17 protein-coding genes and 1 other RNA gene are annotated in these 18,547 nt (G+C 49.0%); 3 read left to right on the forward strand and 15 right to left on the reverse strand.

The window, feature by feature from the left end; genetic code table 11:
- Positions 1-39 precede the first annotated feature (39 nt).
- The 5 genes from AC6ESP_RS23785 to AC6ESP_RS23805 all read right to left on the reverse strand — a co-directional run bounded on the left by AC6ESP_RS23785 (position 40) and on the right by AC6ESP_RS23805 (position 5,630).
- Positions 40-1,608, reverse strand: coding sequence for a PucR family transcriptional regulator (locus tag AC6ESP_RS23785; RefSeq protein ID WP_497099225.1), 1,569 nt, complete (start codon positions 1,606-1,608; stop codon positions 40-42).
- Positions 1,609-1,685: 77 nt separating this feature from the next.
- Entirely contained in the window at positions 1,686-2,684 is a 999-nt protein-coding gene (locus tag AC6ESP_RS23790) for an ABC transporter substrate-binding protein (RefSeq protein ID WP_497099226.1), read from the reverse strand.
- Between the two features lie 52 nt (positions 2,685-2,736).
- Positions 2,737-3,606: an ABC transporter permease gene (locus AC6ESP_RS23795; protein ID WP_497099227.1), complete on the reverse strand. Its 870-nt coding sequence runs from the start codon at positions 3,604-3,606 to the stop codon at positions 2,737-2,739.
- Positions 3,607-3,640: 34 nt separating this feature from the next.
- A complete protein-coding gene (locus tag AC6ESP_RS23800; protein WP_497099228.1) occupies positions 3,641-4,417 on the reverse strand; it encodes an ABC transporter ATP-binding protein in 777 nt (258 codons plus the stop codon).
- On the reverse strand, positions 4,401-5,630 hold the full coding sequence (locus AC6ESP_RS23805) for an amidohydrolase family protein (protein ID WP_497099229.1): 1,230 nt from the start codon (positions 5,628-5,630) through the stop codon (positions 4,401-4,403). Before AC6ESP_RS23805 ends, AC6ESP_RS23800 begins: the two co-directional genes overlap by 17 nt.
- Positions 5,631-5,923: 293 nt before the next feature.
- Between AC6ESP_RS23805 and AC6ESP_RS23810 the strand changes: the two genes are divergently transcribed.
- The gene (locus tag AC6ESP_RS23810; RefSeq protein WP_497099230.1) at positions 5,924-7,186 is read left to right on the forward strand and encodes an amidohydrolase family protein; all 1,263 of its coding nucleotides are present in this window, start codon (positions 5,924-5,926) and stop codon (positions 7,184-7,186) included.
- Positions 7,187-7,842: 656 nt separating this feature from the next.
- Here AC6ESP_RS23810 and AC6ESP_RS23815 read toward each other — a convergent pair.
- From AC6ESP_RS23815 to AC6ESP_RS23825, 3 genes are all read right to left on the reverse strand, one after another.
- Positions 7,843-8,163 carry a hypothetical protein gene (locus tag AC6ESP_RS23815; RefSeq protein WP_497099231.1) on the reverse strand — a complete coding sequence of 107 codons (321 nt, stop codon included), beginning with the start codon at positions 8,161-8,163 and terminating at the stop codon, positions 7,843-7,845.
- A gap of 68 nt (positions 8,164-8,231) precedes the next feature.
- The gene (locus AC6ESP_RS23820; RefSeq protein ID WP_497099232.1) at positions 8,232-9,113 is read right to left on the reverse strand and encodes a carbon-nitrogen hydrolase family protein; all 882 of its coding nucleotides are present in this window, start codon (positions 9,111-9,113) and stop codon (positions 8,232-8,234) included.
- 18 nt (positions 9,114-9,131) lie between these two features.
- Entirely contained in the window at positions 9,132-10,670 is a 1,539-nt protein-coding gene (locus AC6ESP_RS23825) for a GNAT family N-acetyltransferase (RefSeq protein WP_497099233.1), read from the reverse strand.
- Positions 10,671-10,930: 260 nt separating this feature from the next.
- On the opposite strand from AC6ESP_RS23825, the gene AC6ESP_RS23830 reads away from it, so the two are divergent.
- Together AC6ESP_RS23830 and AC6ESP_RS23835 are read left to right on the forward strand one after the other, a co-directional pair.
- Complete coding sequence (locus tag AC6ESP_RS23830; protein ID WP_497099234.1) at positions 10,931-11,194, forward strand: AbrB/MazE/SpoVT family DNA-binding domain-containing protein; 264 nt, start codon at positions 10,931-10,933, stop codon at positions 11,192-11,194.
- Positions 11,191-11,598 carry a type II toxin-antitoxin system death-on-curing family toxin gene (locus AC6ESP_RS23835; protein WP_497099235.1) on the forward strand — a complete coding sequence of 136 codons (408 nt, stop codon included), beginning with the start codon at positions 11,191-11,193 and terminating at the stop codon, positions 11,596-11,598. The genes AC6ESP_RS23830 and AC6ESP_RS23835 overlap by 4 nt, the downstream gene beginning before the upstream one ends.
- A gap of 40 nt (positions 11,599-11,638) precedes the next feature.
- On the opposite strand, the gene ssrA is transcribed toward AC6ESP_RS23835, so the two are convergent.
- The 7 genes from ssrA to tatC form a co-directional block, all read right to left on the reverse strand.
- Positions 11,639-12,004: a transfer-messenger RNA gene (ssrA, locus tag AC6ESP_RS23840) on the reverse strand.
- Positions 12,005-12,245: 241 nt separating this feature from the next.
- Positions 12,246-12,725 carry an SsrA-binding protein SmpB gene (gene smpB, locus AC6ESP_RS23845; RefSeq protein ID WP_497099236.1) on the reverse strand — a complete coding sequence of 160 codons (480 nt, stop codon included), beginning with the start codon at positions 12,723-12,725 and terminating at the stop codon, positions 12,246-12,248.
- A 206-nt stretch (positions 12,726-12,931) separates the two neighbouring features.
- Positions 12,932-13,132 (reverse strand): cold-shock protein, encoded by a 201-nt coding sequence (locus AC6ESP_RS23850; protein ID WP_028609190.1) that lies wholly within the window; start codon positions 13,130-13,132, stop codon positions 12,932-12,934.
- A gap of 275 nt (positions 13,133-13,407) precedes the next feature.
- Positions 13,408-16,344, reverse strand: a complete 2,937-nt coding sequence (gene rnr / locus AC6ESP_RS23855) for a ribonuclease R (protein ID WP_497099237.1) — start codon at positions 16,342-16,344, stop codon at positions 13,408-13,410.
- 164 nt (positions 16,345-16,508) lie between these two features.
- On the reverse strand, positions 16,509-16,745 hold the full coding sequence (secG, locus tag AC6ESP_RS23860; protein ID WP_497099238.1) for a preprotein translocase subunit SecG: 237 nt from the start codon (positions 16,743-16,745) through the stop codon (positions 16,509-16,511).
- Between the two features lie 107 nt (positions 16,746-16,852).
- The gene (locus tag AC6ESP_RS23865; protein ID WP_497099239.1) at positions 16,853-17,620 is read right to left on the reverse strand and encodes a sugar phosphate isomerase/epimerase family protein; all 768 of its coding nucleotides are present in this window, start codon (positions 17,618-17,620) and stop codon (positions 16,853-16,855) included.
- Between the two features lie 186 nt (positions 17,621-17,806).
- Positions 17,807-18,547, reverse strand: a complete 741-nt coding sequence (tatC, locus tag AC6ESP_RS23870; RefSeq protein ID WP_497099240.1) for a twin-arginine translocase subunit TatC — start codon at positions 18,545-18,547, stop codon at positions 17,807-17,809.

Raw genomic sequence — 18,547 nt, forward strand, 5'->3', positions numbered from 1 at the left:
CAAAAGTTAGATGGTGTCTAACTTTTGGGGTGCAGTTCACTAATCCATCATTCGCAAAAATAACACTGCCAGCCGTAGCTTCATGAAATCATTCGGCTTCTTGAAATCTAGACCAAGCAGCTCGCTCAACTTCTCGAGGCGGTAGCTCACCGTATTCCGGTGAACATAGAGCTGCTTGGCCGTATCGCCAAGCAGGCCCTCATTCTCCACGAAGACGTTCAGCGTCTGAAGCATATCCTGTGCCTGTGTGGAATCGGATTCGAGCAACGGTCCCAGAACCTGTCGGCAATAATGCTGCATGCTGTCCTTCGGAACATATTGGAATAAGTGAGCCATCTGGATCGTGTCAAAATGTACAATATACTCCTTCGTGCGGAGCTTCCGGCTCAGCTTGATCGTTTCCTTGCATTCGTTATAAGCTACCGCAAGCTGTACAGCTGTATCCTTCGGCGTACTAAATGCAAATTGAATTTGCCCGTTCTTTGGACTTACCGCTTCAAGTGCGGAGACCAGCGCCTGAACCGTTACTGTACCCGAGACCGGATAAATCGATAACAGCCCGGCTTCCGTTGCGATATGGTAGCCCTTCTTATCCCGAATAGCCGGATTGAACTCCATCTCCTGCCGCACAGCCTTCAGCCGGTCCGGCTTCTGCTTCAGGCGGTAATCTTGACTCTCTTCCGCTGCACATAATACACAGACAAACTTGCCTTCCAGCACCCGTACGCCTACTTTCTCAGCCTGATGCAGCACGGTATCGAGCGGCGTACCAACCTCAAGATAATGATTAATCATGGCACTAAGATCCTGATGCCAGAACGTGTCCGATCCGTTCTCCATCATCTTGGACAAATAATAGGCGAGCATCTCGGAAGCCTGATGGAATAAGCCTTCTTCTAAAGAAGGTTTATAATCAACAGGCATGACAAAGATAGCAAAGCCAATCAACTCATCCTCATGAATGAGCGGCAGCCGGTATAACTGACGGTCATTCATGGTCAATCTCCGCAGCTCCGCTTTCCAGGGCCACTCACTCATCAGCTCCCCTTCCGAGCAAGGAGTATCGTTGAATAGGATATGCCCTCTCCCCCCCACAATGGCCATCGGATATTCTATAACCGCAGATATGCGCTGGAACGGATTATCCGACATGCTTTGATAGAGAGCAATATTCATCAGCCGTTTCTGCTTCTCAACAACACGCCTCAGCCACAAGGTATTCCGATTAATCTCGTCTTGCAGCAGGCCGTTGATCTGGTCCGAGAAGGCAAACGGATACGGCAGCTCGATTAATGGAAAACCTAACGCATCCGCCTCCTCAATTAGCGCAGCGGGCATCTCCGACCAGTACCGGCCAAGCTTGATGCCAAGTCCCGCGGACTGGCGCTGATGAAGGCTGCGTATCGTGGCAATTGCTTCATCTACCGAGTCTTTGAACACGTATGCCGTTGTAAAAAACATATCCCCCTCCCGTGCCCATTGCACAAAGTCTGGTGCATCAATAACATTAACGGCCTTAAGCGGCCGGGAGCTTCCTGCCTTACCGGCAATCAGTCTGCCTTCGGATAACGGAAATACGTGCATGGCATCTTCAACAGTCAACAACATATAATCCCTCCTGTTAGCTCCAAAAAAAAATAGATAAAGGGCTCCTCCACCCTGGAGGAACCCGCCTATTCATTCTATTATTTTTCCTGCAAAAACTCATTCGTATAAAATTGATCCACCGTCATATCCTCTGTCACCAGGCCCGCTTCTTTCATCTGGCCAAGCAACGTTGTCCAGCGTTCTTCGGACATATAACCTGTACCGTGTGTAGCCGCATCGCCGCCGAAGACAAAGTCCTTTGCCACTCCCTGTGCATAGGTGAGGTGGTCCAGAGCGTAATCCTTGTTGTAGCTGTTGATGACTTTATTCACTTCGTCACCATGCTCGTAATAGTAATCCCAGCCCTCTGTTGTTGCCTTCAAGTAAGCTTTGATCAGCTCCGGCTTTTCTTTGATCATTTTCTCGGTTGTAATTATCACGTTGCCGTACGGATTGTAGCCAAGATCGGCGTTCAGAAACCAATCGACATCGATATTTTGTCCCTTCAGCACATACGGCTCATTTGTTGCATAACCTTGCTGCACTGCATTCTTATCTGCCACAAAGCCTACGAGGGAGCCGTTATAGGTCTGCACCTGCACATCATTCAGCTTATATTTGTAAGCCAGATACTGCCAAAATGGGAAGCCTGTTGACACATAGACATTATGGCCATTTAGATCCTCAATGCTTTTAATATCGGACCCTTTATGGAAGATCAGGTTCTGGGGATTCGTCTGCAGATCTGCATAAATCGCTACAACCGGTATACCTTCTTGTCTGGCCAAAATAACTTCATCGGCTTGCGACATTGCGAAGTCGACTTTACCGGACGCGACAAGCTGTACATTAGATACTTGGGGACCGCCTTGCTGAATCGTGACATCCAGCCCTGCTTTTTTGTAAAGGTCTCCGGACAGGGCTGCGAAGTGTCCACCCATCTCCGGCTGTGCGAACCAACTCATTTGCTGGATTACTTTCGCAGGTTTATCCGGCGAGAAAGCAGCGCTGCTGCCACCATTACTGGAGCAGGCAGTTAACGACGATACAGCAATTGTAGCGATAATTCCCATTTTGATAACTAGCGACTTCTTCATCTTAATGTCCCCCTATATAATCATCTGATTTAAGCTATTGCTGTAAACGAATCTATTCACTATCCGAACGAATCGCGGATTCATGCCAGTGACGTAAGGAGTAATGGGAAATGGCGGCGATAGTCAGGTAAAACGCCAACCCTAGCAGCGAGGCTGCAATGGCGCAGGCAAACAGGAACGAGGTCTGCATCTGCACAGCTGCCGAGGTAATCGCCATCCCAAGGCCACCTTTTCCTCCTCCAATGCCGGCTACAAATTCTCCAATGATGGCGCCAATAACCGCCATACCACTCGAAATCTTTATACCGCCAAGCATATAAGGTAGCGCATAAGGGAAGCGGAGCTTCCAGGTCATCGTCAAGGTGCTGGATTTGTACATCTGCATAAGCTGCATCAGGTTGCGGTCCGTCGATGACAATCCCAGGTTTGTATTCGAGATAATCGGGAAGATCGCTACGATAAGTGAGATGAAGACAATGGAATTCATCCCTGGACCGAGCCAGATCACGACGAGCGGTGCAATGGCTACAACAGGTATCGTCTGCAGCACAACTGCATAAGGTTGAATTCCCCATCTGATCCATTTGGACACCATCATCAGAAGTGCGACAGCTGTTCCAAGAAATATACTAAGCAGAAAACCAAGCAGAGCAGCTACAAAGGTATTACCGGCAGCCTGCATCAGATCTGGAAATCCCTCGCGGGTAGCCTGCCATATATCGGATGGTGCCGGCAGCAGATACTTCGGCGTATCAAAGATCCGAACTCCAAGCTGCCATAAAGCCACCAGGATGATTATGAAAACAATAGGCGTTACCGTTTTGTAAATGAGCGTCCGGTATTTCTTCAGGCTGGTTGAGGATTCTTCCTGCGCTCGTGCTGTTACAACAGCATTCGTGACTTGTCCATTTGCTTGCATCATTGCTGTCCACCTCTTTCCAGGCTATTAAGATCAGTTAGGTTAACGTATTTGTAATCTCCCGAACCTTTTCTCCAAATTGAGGAGAGGTCATGAAAGCATCTGTACGCGGATAAGACTCCCCGATTGGAATAATCTGCTTGATTCTGCCTGGATGCGCCTCCATTGCCACCACTCTGCCTGACAGGTACACCGCTTCAAACACACTGTGCGTAACAAATACAATAGTCAGCTTGGAATTCATCCAGATGTTCAGAAGCTCTTCATGCAGCCGATGGCGTGTCATCTCATCAAGTGCGCCAAACGGTTCGTCCATGAACATCAGCTTCGGCTCAGATACAAGAGCACGGGCGATCGATACCCGCATCTTCATCCCGCCGGACAGCTGGCGCGGATAGCTGTCTGCATAAGCAGTTAAACCTACCTTCTCAAGTGCAGCAAGCGCTCTTGCTTTACGCTCTGCAAGCGGTGCTCCGCTTATTTCTAGTGGCAGTGCCACATTATCTCGCACCGTTCGCCAAGGCATCAGGTTCGCTTCCTGGAAAACAAAGCTCGCTTGCTCCTTATGCGAAGTCGTATCACTCTGAATGTTCACCTCGCCTGAGGTCGCCTGATCAAGTCCGGCCATAATGCGCAGAAGTGTAGATTTCCCGCAGCCGGACGGGCCAACCAGCGAGACGAATTCCCCTTCGGCTATCGATAATTGAATGCCGCTTAATGCGATTGTGCCGTTCTCATATTGTTTAGACACATACTGTATTTGAATAGCGTCCGCGGCTGGCGCGGTTGTCTCATAATCAACGATTGTACTCATCAGGCCATTCACTCCTCTCAGGAATATCCTTCCATTCCGCTGTGCCGCTGTTACCTTGCCACAAGCTACCGGCAACTGGAAGCCCAGCTTTGCAGACTAGTTGACGCCTTGGCAGCGCAGCAAGGGCATGAGGCGCATTCAACGCCCGCACAAGGACAAAGTCTGCTGCATCTCCTGCTTCAAGCTCTAGCGATCCGCGTGACATCCACTCAAACACCGAAGCCATCCGCACATCATCATTCCAGATATACTTCTCCGCCAGCAGTCTGCCGCGGCGTAATATATCCGGATGACCGTACGGCGTCCAGGCATCAAGACCGGTATGATCCGTCGCAAGCGATATCTTCACACCTTGCCCCGCAAGCAGCAGCACTGGCGGCATTGCTGTATCAAACGGAGCACTTGTTACCAGATCCATCGCTTCGCCGGCCATCCGACTTCCAAGCTCGGCAACAAGCCCACTGTCTACCTCACCAAGTCCGTAGGCGTGGCTGACGGTTACTTTGCCATGCATTTTCGCGTCCATGGAGTAATCGAGCATTTTCTCAATCGTATATACCGCCAGATGACCCGGATCATGCAGATGCAGATCAATTCGTTTATCAAATTCCGTTGCCAGCTCGAATATCGTCTCAAGCGAGCGGTCAACGTGGCGGTCAACACCAGCCGGGTCGACTCCTCCTACCAGATCAGCCCCCATACGGAGCGCCTCCTTGATATAAGGAGCGGATTGTGAACGGAGCAAGCCTTGCTGTGGAAAAGCAACAAGCTCGATCGCCATCCGCGAAGCATATTCTTCTTTTAATTGAAGCATCAGCTCCAGATGAGATAATCCAAGGTCCGGATCAATATCGACATGAACCCGGGCTTCAGTTGTGCCCGAGGCAAGCATAGCCTCCAACGTTCTAATGGCCAGCTCCTTACGTTGTTCCTTGCAGCCCGCAAGCAGTTCTTTCTCCAGCTGGAATTGTTCAAAGAGCGATGAGACGGGAGTTCTTGAGATCCACCGTTCAGACGGGAATGCTTTATCAAGATGAACATGTGCGTCGCGGAACGCCGGCAGCACCAGCAACCCATTGGCATTCCAGACCGAATCGCCAGGTCTTGGCACAAGGTCTGGCGTACCGACCTCCGTGATGCAGCCTCGAGCTATTGCCAGCGTACATATACGACCGTTCATATTTACTTGTTGGATAAGTTGTCGTTCAGCCATCATGCGCCCCCTATTGCAGTTGTCGTTCTCGCACCACATTACAATTTATATCTATTCGTGACACTGGGATATGAAATTCCATTCCATGTTAGGTAATTGGCTAACTCTATCGAATTATGAGGGCATTTGACCAAAACGTCAATTGTTGATGTTAATTTTTATGACACAACATAAAGGAAGCACTTACATTTGTGCACAGCTAAAAACAACCTTTATCCACCTACCCAATACGATTGCCCGTATGCATACTATTAGGGAGAAGTTTTTTTGTGTCATAAAATATAACACTAAGGATGATTGCTATGCTGGATATTCTGTTTACCAAATCAGCCGATTTACATACCGACACGTTAAGAGATATCGGGGTAAAGGACGGTAAAATAACGTATATCGCCAATCACTCCTCCGATGCCGCTCCCGAGAGCAGAGAAATTTGCCGTCTGGAAGGCAAGCTTCTACTGCCTGGGCTAGTCGAGCCGCATATCCATCTGGATAAAGCACTTCTATTAGACCGGATGGCAGAAGATGTGACGGAGCTACGCCGTGCCATTGAGGTAACCTCCCACTTGAAGCAATCATTTACTGCGGAAGATATTTATGAAAGATCGATGAGAGTGATCCGCCAAGCCGTCAGCAAAGGAATAACCCATATGAGATGCCATGCAGAGATTGATCCGATCATTGGATTAACCTCTATGGAAGCGATGGTGTCGCTGAAGAAGCAATTGAAAGGAATTATAGATATTCAGGTTGTCGCCTTCCCTCAGGATGGCTTATTCCATGATGAGAGAATGCCTATGCTGATGCAGCAGGCAGTTGCGTTAGGAGCAGATGTTATTGGCGGGATTACTTATATGGATAAAGAAGTGAGCAGCCATCTGGATTTCGTCTATCAACTGGCAGAGGAGCACGGTGTTCCGGTAGATTTGCATGTAGATTTCTCCGATGATCCGAAGCAGCTGGCTATTAAGGAGGTCATTCAGGCAACCATGAAGTACGGCATGCAGGGTAAAGTGAGCGTGGGCCATTTGACCTCCCTAGGCGCTGCCGAGCAAGAAGAGGCCGAGCGGATTGCTGCAGATATGGCCGAAGCTGGTATTCATGCGATCAGCCTTCCTCTTACTGATTTGTACTTGAACGGCAGAGGAGACTACAAAGGGGATTACCGTGGGCTGACGCCAATCTCCCTGCTGCTTAAGCATGGCGTTAATGTTATTTATGGCAGCAATAACGTACAAAATGCTTTTACACCGTTTGGAACAACGGACCCTCTGGATGTTGGTCTGCTGCTCGCCCAGACCTCACATCTGGGCAGCGCAAGAGATGCCCGTCAACTGCTGCAAATGGCCACCACCGGAGCGGCTGATGCCCTCGGACTGTCCAATTATGGAATCCGGATTGGAGCCGATGCAGATCTGATCGTCAACAGCACCGGTGACGCCAGATCCCTCTTATACGAGCGCCCAGAGCGGGAGCGCGTCTACAAACAAGGACGGCTTGTCTCACAAACGGAAGTCAAGCAGCACGACTGGCTGAGTCTTGAGACGGTAGGATAATCTCGCGGGGGCGAGCGAAGCAATGGCGATCAGAAGAACATTCGAATGCGTATTTTTGCTGTTTAACCCAAATACAAAGGGGCCGCCCATCGTCATTGTAATGACTTATGGGACAGCCCCTTTGTTCTCTATTTAATTACAGCATCATTGATCTCAACAATCCCGCCATATAGAAAACCAGATACCGCTAGAATGATTGCCGCCAAAATTGGAAACCCCGTTTGCTTTACCCCAATACTCTTTGTACTACCGTCCTTGTCTTCGAAAAAGTATCTGCTATCCAGTGCATTTAAAATAACATTAGCATCATCTTTCTTTATGTCATACGTTACGTTAAATAACCGTTATTTTATCATTAAAATTGATGACTAAGTAAAATAGGATGACTATCCCGAAAATTGTTCCTAGTAAATATCTAACTAAATAAAACTCCCAAAACCGATTCCCTCTCACTCCGAAACCCCCAAAAACATTTTCAAGTTATCAATGCAGATGCTCCTCGTAATCAATAACAAATTCTTCACTCCCGTTAATATTGATGATGCTCATTGGAGTATCTTGATAACATTAACCCTTGTTACTTCATATACCCTAATCATAGAATTGACACGTATTGCTGCATCTGTACTGCATGTACATTTTTTAACTACATGTCATTATTCGACAATTTCCTTATAATCCCTGCTGATTTTCTTCACCCTGATCTTCACGCTAGGCTGAGATAGCGTATTGTATATTAAGTGAAGAACTTCACACTCTAGATGCCACTCTATTTTTAAAGCCCAGTAATTAATAGGAGATTCATTCGCAACGAATAGTAATTTAACCCCATTTAACGCAAAAAAGCGACCTAACACGGTCGCTTTTCTGATGATATTGGTGGAGGCGAACCGTGGCTGTGCAAAACCACAATTCGCCGGTATATGATGATAGACTAGAGACTTCATGATGCCAAAATCTTCTTCCGCATCGTTCAAGAGGGACTGCCCTCCCCCCCAATAATATCCTGCATAAAAATTCGCAAGGGGGCAAATGGCTTTTCGATTTACAGTAGCGTCTTCTGGTGTTCGTGTTCGTATAGATCAGGGCGGCGGTCGTAGAAGGGCGCTACTGAACCGCGTTCGCGATTCTCACGGAGCCTGTGGAAGTCGAGTTCGGCTAGCACCGTCATGTTTTCGTTCGTTTCTCCTACCTGCAAGATGCCATCCGCGGCGAACGGCAGATCACATGGGGTGAATACGCCCGCCTGGCAAAACCCCATGTCCACCTGCGGACGATCCTCGGACAAGGCTCCAACGAGGCCGCTCAATACGACGAACAGCTGATTCTCGATCGCTCTCGCCTGGGCGCAATGCCGTACGCGATGGTACCCGAAGGAACTATCGGTATAGGAAGGGCATAGTAGCAGTTCCGCGCCGCGAAGCGCGGCTGCCCTCGCCAGCTCTGGAAACTCAATGTCGTAACAGGTCAAGATCGCCATCTTGCCCCACTCCGTGTCGAATACGTTAAGCTCGTTACCTGCGACAAGAGGCCAGCGAATCTGCTCCTCCGGCGTAAGATGCACCTTGCACTGCGTCTCCACCCGTCCGTCGGGAAAGAAGAGGAATGCCTTGTTCGAGTACTTGCCCTCTTCCTCTAAGCAAATATGCGTCCCCGCTTGTATGGCAATATCGCATTCTCGGCTTAGCTCTTTGAAGAACTCGATGTACTTTTCGGTCAGCCCATCCAGAAAATAACACGCTTCATCGTGCAGCATCGAGGGCTCCAAGCTTAGCAAGTGAGCCGTCATGTACTCCGGAAACACAATCATGGAGGCGCCCTGCTCGGCAGCATCCCGAGCCTTCGTATCCATTCCCGTCCAGAACTCTTCTTTGGTACGGATATCGGTGAGACCGTATTGCGTTGTTGCGATCGTTAACTTTTTCATATGCACCTCTGTTATGGTTTAAGTACGAATTTGTAAGGAATAAATGTCTGTCCGTCGATCCTTGAACGACAAGGCATCGTTGGACTTACGGTACCTTTCCAGTGTTTCCATATCTACCTCGGCCATGATGACCGTCTCCGTATTCTCGCTGCACTCCCCCGCGATGCCGTCACGAGAGAAGGAGAAATCGGCCGGTGTATAGATACCGGACTGGGCGTACTGAACGTCTACGTTATCCACATGGGTTAGATTCCCTACCGTTCCCGCGGTCACAATGAACACTTGGTTCTCGATCGCCCGGGCCTGTGCGCAGTACTTCACCCTCAGGAACGTCTGCCGATCTTCCGCGCAGAAAGGAACAAATATAATCTGCGCCCCCTCCCCCGCGACGATACGCGACAACTCTGGATACTCGATATCGCTGCTGAGTTGAATCGATATTTTACCGCAATCCGTGTCGAACACCCCGAGTGTGTTCCCCCCGTTGATGCCCCACCACTTCCGTTCGTTCGGAGAAATATGCAGCTTGTATTGCTGCTCAATTGTGCCGTCCCGACGGAACAAGTGAGCCACGTTGTAGATCCGGTTATTGTTCTCAACAAAGTGGGAGCCGCCTACGATATTTACGTTGTACTTGACCGCTAACTCGGAGAATAACTCCACATAGTTGGTCGTAAATGTCGTGAGCTTCCGGACGGCCAAGCTCGGAGACCGTTCATCCAAGAAGGAAAGCAGTTGCATAGTGAAGTTCTCCGGGAAAACGGCGAAATCGGATTTGTAATCCGATGCCACGTCCACGTAATGCTCGCACTGGGTGGCGAATTCCTCGAAAGAATCGATCTTCTTCATCATATACTGGACCACGCAAATGCGGACGGGGAAAGACATTTTATAATGCGTCTTGTTGATGCTTGGCTTGTATTCGATATTATTCCATTCTAACAGGGCCGCGAAATTCTCGGAATCGGCGTCATCGGATAAATAATTGGTAATGATCCTCTTCAGCGTAAATCCGTTCATCATCTGAAAGGTCAGCACCGGATCGTAGATGTTCTGCTGCAACACTTCTTCCGCGTAAGCTCTTGGGGACAGCTTATCGGAATAGTTGTGATACCCCGGGATGCGTCCCCCTACGATAATACTCTTGAGGTTCAGCCGCTCCGCCAGCCGTTTCCTTGCCTCATATAACCTTCTGCCGATCTTCATGCGGCGGAAATTCGGATGCACCATAACTTCCATCCCATAGAGGTTCCCGCCCCGGGGGTTGTGGTTACGAATATAACCCTTGTCCGTGATTTCGGAATACGTATGCTGCTCCAAATAATCATCGAAGTTCACGATTAGGCTAGAACAGGAGCCGATAATGTCACCGTCGAGCTCGACGCACATCTGACCATCGGGAAACGTGCGGACGTGACTTTCCAATTGATCCAGCTTCCAGGGACCCATGTTCGGGAAACAAATATTTTGCAGCGCGATGATTTTATCAAAATCATCGCGTTCAATGTTGCGGATGATGATTTTCTTTTCGGAATGCGAGATTTGATCGAATGTCATAAAAATGAGACTCCTTTATAATTGCTATCATCTATATTGTACCACGTCCCTAGTATCGGGATGTAGCGGTTTTGTTATATTGTCTCACGGCCTATCGGATGAACTAGGAATAGTGTGTCCAGCCGGGCATCATCGAAGCCCTCACCAATCAACTTCCCCGTTGCAATGAACACACGCTCTTCAATTAAAAAGCTTGAATTTCAATGTTATAATTGTATAATTGTTATAACAGTTAAATATGATGAAAAGAAGGAACTTTAATGAATAGGATGGTTAAAATGGAACGAAAAGTGACCAAATTCGGCAACAGCCTAGGCATAACCATGACTGACGCTTTGAAGCAAATTGGATTGGATCAGGGTGATATAGTCAGCATTGATGTTAACCCAGCCACAGGAGAAATCGTCATTAGGAAATCGATAAAAGTTTCATTACCTGAAGGAATCAGTGCAGACTTCATGGATACACTGACTGATGTCATTGAGGAATACGATCAAACGCTTCGAGGACTTAAAGACAGATGACATCCATTCGCTATTTATCCCTCCAAGAAGTTATAGCTATCAATGTAGCCATGATTCAACGTTACAGTCCAGGTGAACATATAGGAGTTAAAGAGCCTGGATTGCTCGAATCAGCCCTCCATAGACCTCAGTCTTCTGTCTTTGGTGAAGATGCTTATCCCACTATTTTCGAGAAGGCTGCTGCTTTGTTCGAATCGCTTGGGCAAAACCATCCTTTTCACAACGCAAATAAACGAACAGCTTTTACAGCACTGGTTATATTCCTGCGTTATAATGGCCTGCACTTTAAGCTGGATACCAAGAAAGCCGAAGATTTTACAGTGGATATGGTCAATCATCGATTCGACCGCCTACAAGCCGCTGCAATCATTGAAGCCCACTCCACCATGATTCCAAGATCATAAAATGCAAAAATCCACAACCTCTTGCGGTTGTGGATTTACATGGTGGAGGCGAGGGGATTTGAACCCCTGTCCGAAGATCACGCCACACAGGCTTCTACGGGTGTAGTCACAGTTTTGATGTCACCTATAAGGACGCCCCGTAACCGGCTTCTTCATAGGTCAGCCTGATTGGTCTCTTCAGCTCACCCCAGGCGGAGATGAGACAGCGTATTCCACTACTTGTTAGCCCCTAATCCAGTCACATGGACGATGCTGGGTAGAAGCACGCACACAGTTTCTTAGGCTGCGAAAGCGTAGTTTGTTTGTTGTTTGCCGTTTAATAGGCTTTAGCGTTGTTGAAGTGGACGCGGCCCCACTACCCGCAACCCGCGCTCGTACTATCCCCGTCGAATCCATAAACGCCCCCAATTTGGCATAAACGGCCTCTCTTCATAGAAGAGTTCCGATTAGCACGAGAACCGCTTAGAATTAAGGTACAACGCCCGAAATCCAGCGTTGTTGATGTGAGCACGAATGCAATAAAGACACATTCCGTAAAACAAGTTATTCTGTCTTGCTTGGTACTGACTTAGTATATCATGAATTCATCATCCCATGCTCACTATATTACTGGTAAGCTTACTGAATGCTGGAACCATACACGAATTCTACCGGGCAACCTTCTGTTTCTCACGAAGCACACGCTGGATATCACGCTGTGCATCACGCTTCGCAGCTGCATCCCGCTTATCATACTGCTTCTTACCTTTACCTAGACCGATGAGCAGCTTCGCATATCCATTACGCACATAAATTTTCAGAGGCACAATGGAATAACCTTCTTGCTTCGAATGACCGAGCAGCTTATGAATCTGCGCTTTATGAAGCAGCAGCTTGCGTGCACGCGTTGGATCATCCGGATTATGCCGATTGCCTTGCTCAAATGGACTAATGTGCATGTTATGAATGAACATCTCACCATTCCGTATCGTAGCGAATGCATCGCTGATGTTAGCTCTTCCCAATCGAAGCGCCTTAATCTCCGTACCCAGAAGCACGATACCCGCTTCGTACGTATCCTCGATGAAATAATCATGGGAAGCTTTTTTGTTTTGGGCTAGCTGCTTGCCGTCACTTTTCTTACCCACTGAGGTCACCTCATCTTTGCTGCGATTGTCGCTTTTGAGAGCGCTGTTAGACATATATTGTAACAATTCTATAGACGGAAAGCAAGGCGACTGGATGCTCTCATTATGCCCTAAATAGGCCTTCTAACAAAATGAATACCTTTCCATAATAAAAAAACCGTCCATAACCTGACGGTTAGGACGGTTTCGACGCAGCTAATAAGCTATTACAGCTTAACTACGTTTTCAGCTTGTGGTCCACGGTTGCCTTGAACAACGTTGAACTCAACGCGTTGGCCTTCTTCAAGAGTTTTGAAACCTTCGCCAGTGATTGCGCTGAAGTGTACGAATACATCGTTTCCGCCTTCAACTTCGATGAAACCGAAACCTTTTTCTGCGTTAAACCATTTTACTGTACCTTGTTGCATTTGTAAAAACCTCCACAAAATAAAATTAATATGCGCCTGTTTCGTAATTAAACAAAAAATTCACACATTGGAAAAGGTCCCATGACTCTAATGACACCCTTTTCAATATGTGAATTCAGGTTCATTTTCTCGATTGATTTGAGTGTACTATACCCATATTCAAAATGCAAGCGACAAGCTTAAATATATTTTTACAGCTTATCCAAGATCACGGCGCCATATTCTGTTAAGGCCAGTAACGGCGCCGCTTCTCATGAATAGTCAATCTCTGTCAATTATTTTCTTTTTTTACGTACGAAAGCGGCTGTTGCATTGCCTCCGCCATCACTGTTTTTCTTCTTTCTCTTCTTGTTCTTCCCATTCTCCGGAGAATTACTCATTCCACTCGAAGATTGTGTATTTCTTCCAGCAGAGCCGCCGCCGCCCGGCGCTCCTCTGCCGCGCCGACCGCTAGATACCGGGTCTTCCCCGGTATCTGCGCCGCGGCTCCGGCTGCCTTCAGTGATCGGCAGCCCCCACATATCCGTGCGCGGTTTCCCGCCGCGCACCTCACGACCTGGCTCGAGCGGCTCCGCCTGCTCCAGCCAAGGCGAGCCCGCCGGGTTCACTCCGGCTGGGCCAGCTTCCGCTTCGCGGCCGGCGCCTCCGCGCCTGCGCTGCGCACTTCCGCCGCGAGCTTCGCCCCCGCGGCCCGCGCTATCGCGGCCTGCGTCTCCGCCGCCTTGGCCGCGCCTGCCTCCACGGCTTGCCGCTGAATCAGCAGCGCCGCCTCTACCGCCTTCACCAGCTGCCCTTTGCTCTAACCCTGGCACTTGCTCTTGACCCCGGCCGGCTCCCTGTCCGCCCTTACGGCGTCCACCGCCAAATGCGCTTCCGCCAGTGCCGCGGCCTTGCTCACTCTTGCCGCGACCGCCTTGGGCTTGCCCGCTTCCGCCTTTGCCGCGGCCACCTTGTCCACCGCCGCCCGCTGCTGCACCACTGCGGCCGAAGCTGCCGCGCTTGCGACCGCCTCTGCCTGCGCCGAAGCCGGCATCTGCAACGCCTTTGAAGCCGGCGCGAGGCTTCATATCCACCATCTCGAAGTCGATCGTGTGATCTTCCATATTCACGCTGGCGATACGGATCTTCACTTCATCACCGATACGATATACCTTCGAGGTTCGCTCACCGATCAGCACCATATGAAGCTCATGGAAGTGGTAATAGTCATCCGTCAGATCGCTCAGACGAATAAGCCCTTCTACCGTATTGCTGAGCTCCACGAACATACCGAAGCTTGTCACACTGCTGATAATGCCATCGAACTCCTCGCCGACCTTATCCAGCATGTATTCGCATTTCTTCAGCTTCTCTGTGTCACGCTCTGCATCAACAGCAACGCGTTCACGCTCGGAGGAATGCTGCGCAATATCCGGCATTCTCGCAGTCAACGCTTCATGACGCTGCTCAGACAAGGCTCCGCCTCCTGCCAGCACCTCACGAATAACGCGGTGAATAACAAGATCCGGATAACGACGAATTGGAGAGGTGAAGTGAGAGTAGAACTCCGCCGCCAATCCGAAGTGGCCTAGGCTCTCCGAATCGTATTTCGCCTGCTTCATCGAACGAAGCATCACCGTGGAGATCACCGTCTCCTCCTTGGAGCCCCGAATTTCCTCCAGCAAGGATTGCAGCGCACGCGGATGAACCGAATTGCCTTTACCCTTCACCACATAGCCGAAGTTGGACGCGAACTGCATGAAATGTAGGAGTTTCTCCTGATCCGGGTCCTCGTGAATCCGGTATAGGAATGGTACGCGCAGCCAGTGGAAATGCTCCGCAACCGTCTCATTGGCCGATAGCATGAACTCCTCGATCATCTGCTCAGCAACAGACCGCTCTCTTTTGACAATATCTACGGCTTTGCCGTCTTCATCGACAATAACCTTCGATTCTTGGAAGTCGAAGTCGATAGCTCCGCGCTTCATCCGTTTGTTCCGCAGCTTCATAGCCAGCTCTTCCATCAGCTTGAACATATCAAGCAGATCAGCATAGCGTTCCTTAAGCTCCGTCTCCGGCTCTTCTTCCGTTGCCGTCAGTATTTTACGTACATTCGTGTACGTCATACGCTCTTTGGTCTTGATAACGCTCGTGAATACATCATGGCGAACCCGCTTGAGCGTCTTCGCATCGAATTCCATCTCGCATGACAGCGTTAGTCTGTCTACCTGCGGATTGAGTGAGCAGATGCCATTCGACAAGCGATGAGGCAGCATCGGAATAACCCGATCCACCAGATAGACGCTGCACCCCCTGCGGAAAGCCTCTTGATCCAGCTCCGAACGCTCTTGCACATAATAGCCGACATCGGCGATATGAACCCCAAGCAGATAATTGCCGTTCTCCAGCAGCTTCACGTGTACAGCATCGTCTAGGTCCTTCGCATCCTCACCATCGATAGTGACGATAACCTCACCGCGAAGATCTCGACGTCCCTGCTGAATAATTTCTTCGTCCGTGATGGATTCAGGCGCTGCTTCCGCTTCTGCCATTACCTCATCCGGGAAGCTCTCTGGCAGCTGATGCTTGCGAATAATCGACAGGATGTCGATTCCTGGATCATTCTTATGCCCCAATATTTCGACAATTTCGCCCTCAGCTGCTGAACGTCCCTCTGGATACGTCACAATTCGCACGACGATCTTCTGACCGGAGACCGCTCCCTTGAATTCGCCCTTCGCGATAAAAATATCACGATTAATCCGTTTGTCATCCGGAATAACGAAGCCATAGGCTTCATGGTTCTCGAATGTGCCGACCACCTGCGTTACCGCCCGTTGCACAATGCGAACGACTTCACCCTCTAGACGGGTACCGCTCTCACTCTTGGAAGTGACACGAACAAGGACGATATCGCCATTCATCGCGCTCTTCTGGTCATTGCTATGTATATAGACATCGGGGTGATCCTTCTCATCAGGCAGCAGGAAGGCAAAGCCTTTTGCATGGGCCTGAATTTTGCCCCTAATCAGGTTCATTCGCTCGGGAACGCCGTAACGTTCATTGCGCGTCCGAATTATTTTACCCTCTTCCTCTAACAGAGTTAGCAGCTGTAGAAATTGCTTGAAGTCCGCGGCATCCGTAATGCCAAAATGCTGCTCCATCTCTTGATAAGTCATCGGTTTATAAGCCGTCTCACGCATAAAATCCAGCAGTTCATGCTCTTGCTTCATAATTGTCCTCGTCACCTCATACACCGGGTTCTTCTATCATCAATTGCAACCGGTTGATAGAATATCATATATCGTTTAGTATACACGAAATTCACCAATCGCATCCGCAATTCGCGAAAAAACAAAAGAGCGAAGGTTTCCCCTCGCTCTTCCGTGCTTTGTTATTAAAGTTTAACCACGTATGCAACAATCAAAGACAATAGGAAAAATCCGACTGCCAGTCCAACTGTTAGACGTTGTAGGAACAAGTCCAGACCACGTGCTTTCTGTTTACCGAACAAATGCTCAGCACCACCAGAAATCGCACCGGACAAGCCAGCACTTTTACCTTTTTGTAGCAGAACGACCGTAATCAAGCCGACCGAGAAAATAATAAGCAGTATTTTCAACAAAATTTCCATTTTATCCACCTCCAGCGTAGGAGTACCGTTTAAAACACATAAGGTGATTGTAGCACAGCGAAGCAATGAATTCAATAGTTTCAAATCGCTAGCACGATCGTCCACATTTATCCTATTTGATGTTGTTGGAAAAACTCATAGCTGATGCGCGCGCTTTCGATAGAGGTACTCTCGTACTGCTCTTGCTCTACAAATATATACTCGACGCCGGAAGCCTTCGTCACATCCAGCAGCCCGCTGTAACCGACCAAGCCTCTGCCAACCTCTGTATCCTTACGCCCGTCCATGAAATCCTTATAATGAGCTAGCTGCACCCGCCCTGCATACTTATTCAAGTACTCCCCAGGGCTATGACCGGCGACATGTACCCAGCCTAGATCGAATTCCATCAGCATGGATTCAGCAGGAACAAGCTCTAGAATATGATCAATGACAGGCTTGCCCTCAACCAGCTTGAATTCAAAATCATGATTGTGGTAGCCGTACTTCAGTCCTGCCTTGGCGACTTGCTCGCTCGCTTTGTTGAAGATATCTGCCAGACTGCGCACATCATCCAAAGTCGGCAGCTCTGGCAATGGTGCCCAAGGCGTCACAATATACGACAAGCCAAGCTCCTGCGCATAGTCGAGCTGTGCCTCCAGATCGGATTCCAGCTTGTCTGGACTTGCGAAGTTAAGAGGTACATGCGCCGAAGGCGCAGCGAGCCCCAGATCGCTTAGATATTGCTTAAGCTCCTTGGCCGGGGTGTTGAAGAATCCTGCGAATTCTACTGCCTTATAGCCGATATCAGCGACCTTCGCGATCGTTCCCAGGAAATCCTTCTCGGTCAAATCTCGTAAAGAATACATTTGAATGCCAACAATAGGGTTGCTCATAGTCAGACACCGCCTATACGTAGATTGTCTATTCTTAAGCTTAGTATACAACGGGCGGGACCGCATGACTTCCTCTAAAATCGCGACATCGCTTCTATTATAGCGACAGAGCTATTGAGATAAGCAGCTCAAAGACGACATTCAATTCTGGTAAGAATCGAATGTCGTCTTGAGTTGATTAGCAGCTTACGCTGCCATACGATTGTCACTGGCCGCCGCTCTAAGCTGCTTGCGATAGACCACCTTGGAGATGGTAATACTGATTTCATATAACAAGAACAATGGCACGATAACAATAATGTCTGACAGAATATCAGGGGGCGTTATCGTAATGGCAGTGAGCGCGAGGACAAAATAAGCGAGCTTGCGCGCTTTCGCAAGCCGAGTTGGGTTCAGAATGCCGAGCTTCGTCAGAAACATCACGATGGCTGGCATCTCGAACAGTAGACCGAAGGGGACTGTCATATGGATCATGAACGTGAAATATTTTTGCGCGGTATACATCGTTACGAAGGTGTTAACGGCCATCTGATTCATGAAATGAAGCACCATCGGGAATAGAATGAAATAGCCGAAGCAAATGCCGATTACGAACAGCAGGCTGATCCCAGGGATGAAGAGAAAAGCCGAATGCTGCGCTTCCTTCGGTATCGCTGGTGATACAAACCTCCATGTCTGATAGGCGGCAATCGGCAGTGTGACAGCAATTGCCACTACCCCTGCAATCATCATATACACCCAGATAACGTCGGACGGCCCAAGCAGCACCAGCTTTTGATCCATATCTCGAACCAGCCACTCATAGATGTCCTGAACATAGATGAAGGCTGCTGCCATCGCTACTAGGAACGCAAGCAGCGTGCGAATAAGCCTAGTGCGCATTTCCTCCAAATGGCCAATTAGACTCTGATCATTGGGATTGCTCAT

Source organism: Paenibacillus xinjiangensis (assembly GCF_059686975.1).

Excerpts from the sequence above, each read along its gene's own strand:
- AC6ESP_RS23825 (WP_497099233.1), bottom strand. The coding sequence starts at position 10,670 with ATGACATTCGATCAAATCTCGCATTCCGAAAAGAAAATCATCATCCGC.
- AC6ESP_RS23790 (WP_497099226.1), bottom strand. The coding sequence starts at position 2,684 with ATGAAGAAGTCGCTAGTTATCAAAATGGGAATTATCGCTACAATTGCT.
- AC6ESP_RS23835 (WP_497099235.1), top strand. The coding sequence starts at position 11,191 with ATGACATCCATTCGCTATTTATCCCTCCAAGAAGTTATAGCTATCAAT.
- AC6ESP_RS23810 (WP_497099230.1), top strand. The coding sequence starts at position 5,924 with ATGATTGCTATGCTGGATATTCTGTTTACCAAATCAGCCGATTTACAT.
- AC6ESP_RS23805 (WP_497099229.1), bottom strand. The coding sequence starts at position 5,630 with ATGGCTGAACGACAACTTATCCAACAAGTAAATATGAACGGTCGTATA.
- tatC (WP_497099240.1), bottom strand. The coding sequence starts at position 18,547 with ATGAGCAATCCCAATGATCAGAGTCTAATTGGCCATTTGGAGGAAATG.
- AC6ESP_RS23865 (WP_497099239.1), bottom strand. The coding sequence starts at position 17,620 with ATGAGCAACCCTATTGTTGGCATTCAAATGTATTCTTTACGAGATTTG.
- secG (WP_497099238.1), bottom strand. The coding sequence starts at position 16,745 with ATGGAAATTTTGTTGAAAATACTGCTTATTATTTTCTCGGTCGGCTTG.
- AC6ESP_RS23850 (WP_028609190.1), bottom strand. The coding sequence starts at position 13,132 with ATGCAACAAGGTACAGTAAAATGGTTTAACGCAGAAAAAGGTTTCGGT.
- AC6ESP_RS23785 (WP_497099225.1), bottom strand. The coding sequence starts at position 1,608 with ATGTTGTTGACTGTTGAAGATGCCATGCACGTATTTCCGTTATCCGAA.
- AC6ESP_RS23795 (WP_497099227.1), bottom strand. The coding sequence starts at position 3,606 with ATGATGCAAGCAAATGGACAAGTCACGAATGCTGTTGTAACAGCACGA.
- AC6ESP_RS23830 (WP_497099234.1), top strand. The coding sequence starts at position 10,931 with ATGAATAGGATGGTTAAAATGGAACGAAAAGTGACCAAATTCGGCAAC.
- rnr (WP_497099237.1), bottom strand. The coding sequence starts at position 16,344 with ATGAAGCAAGAGCATGAACTGCTGGATTTTATGCGTGAGACGGCTTAT.
- AC6ESP_RS23800 (WP_497099228.1), bottom strand. The coding sequence starts at position 4,417 with ATGAGTACAATCGTTGATTATGAGACAACCGCGCCAGCCGCGGACGCT.
- AC6ESP_RS23820 (WP_497099232.1), bottom strand. The coding sequence starts at position 9,113 with ATGAAAAAGTTAACGATCGCAACAACGCAATACGGTCTCACCGATATC.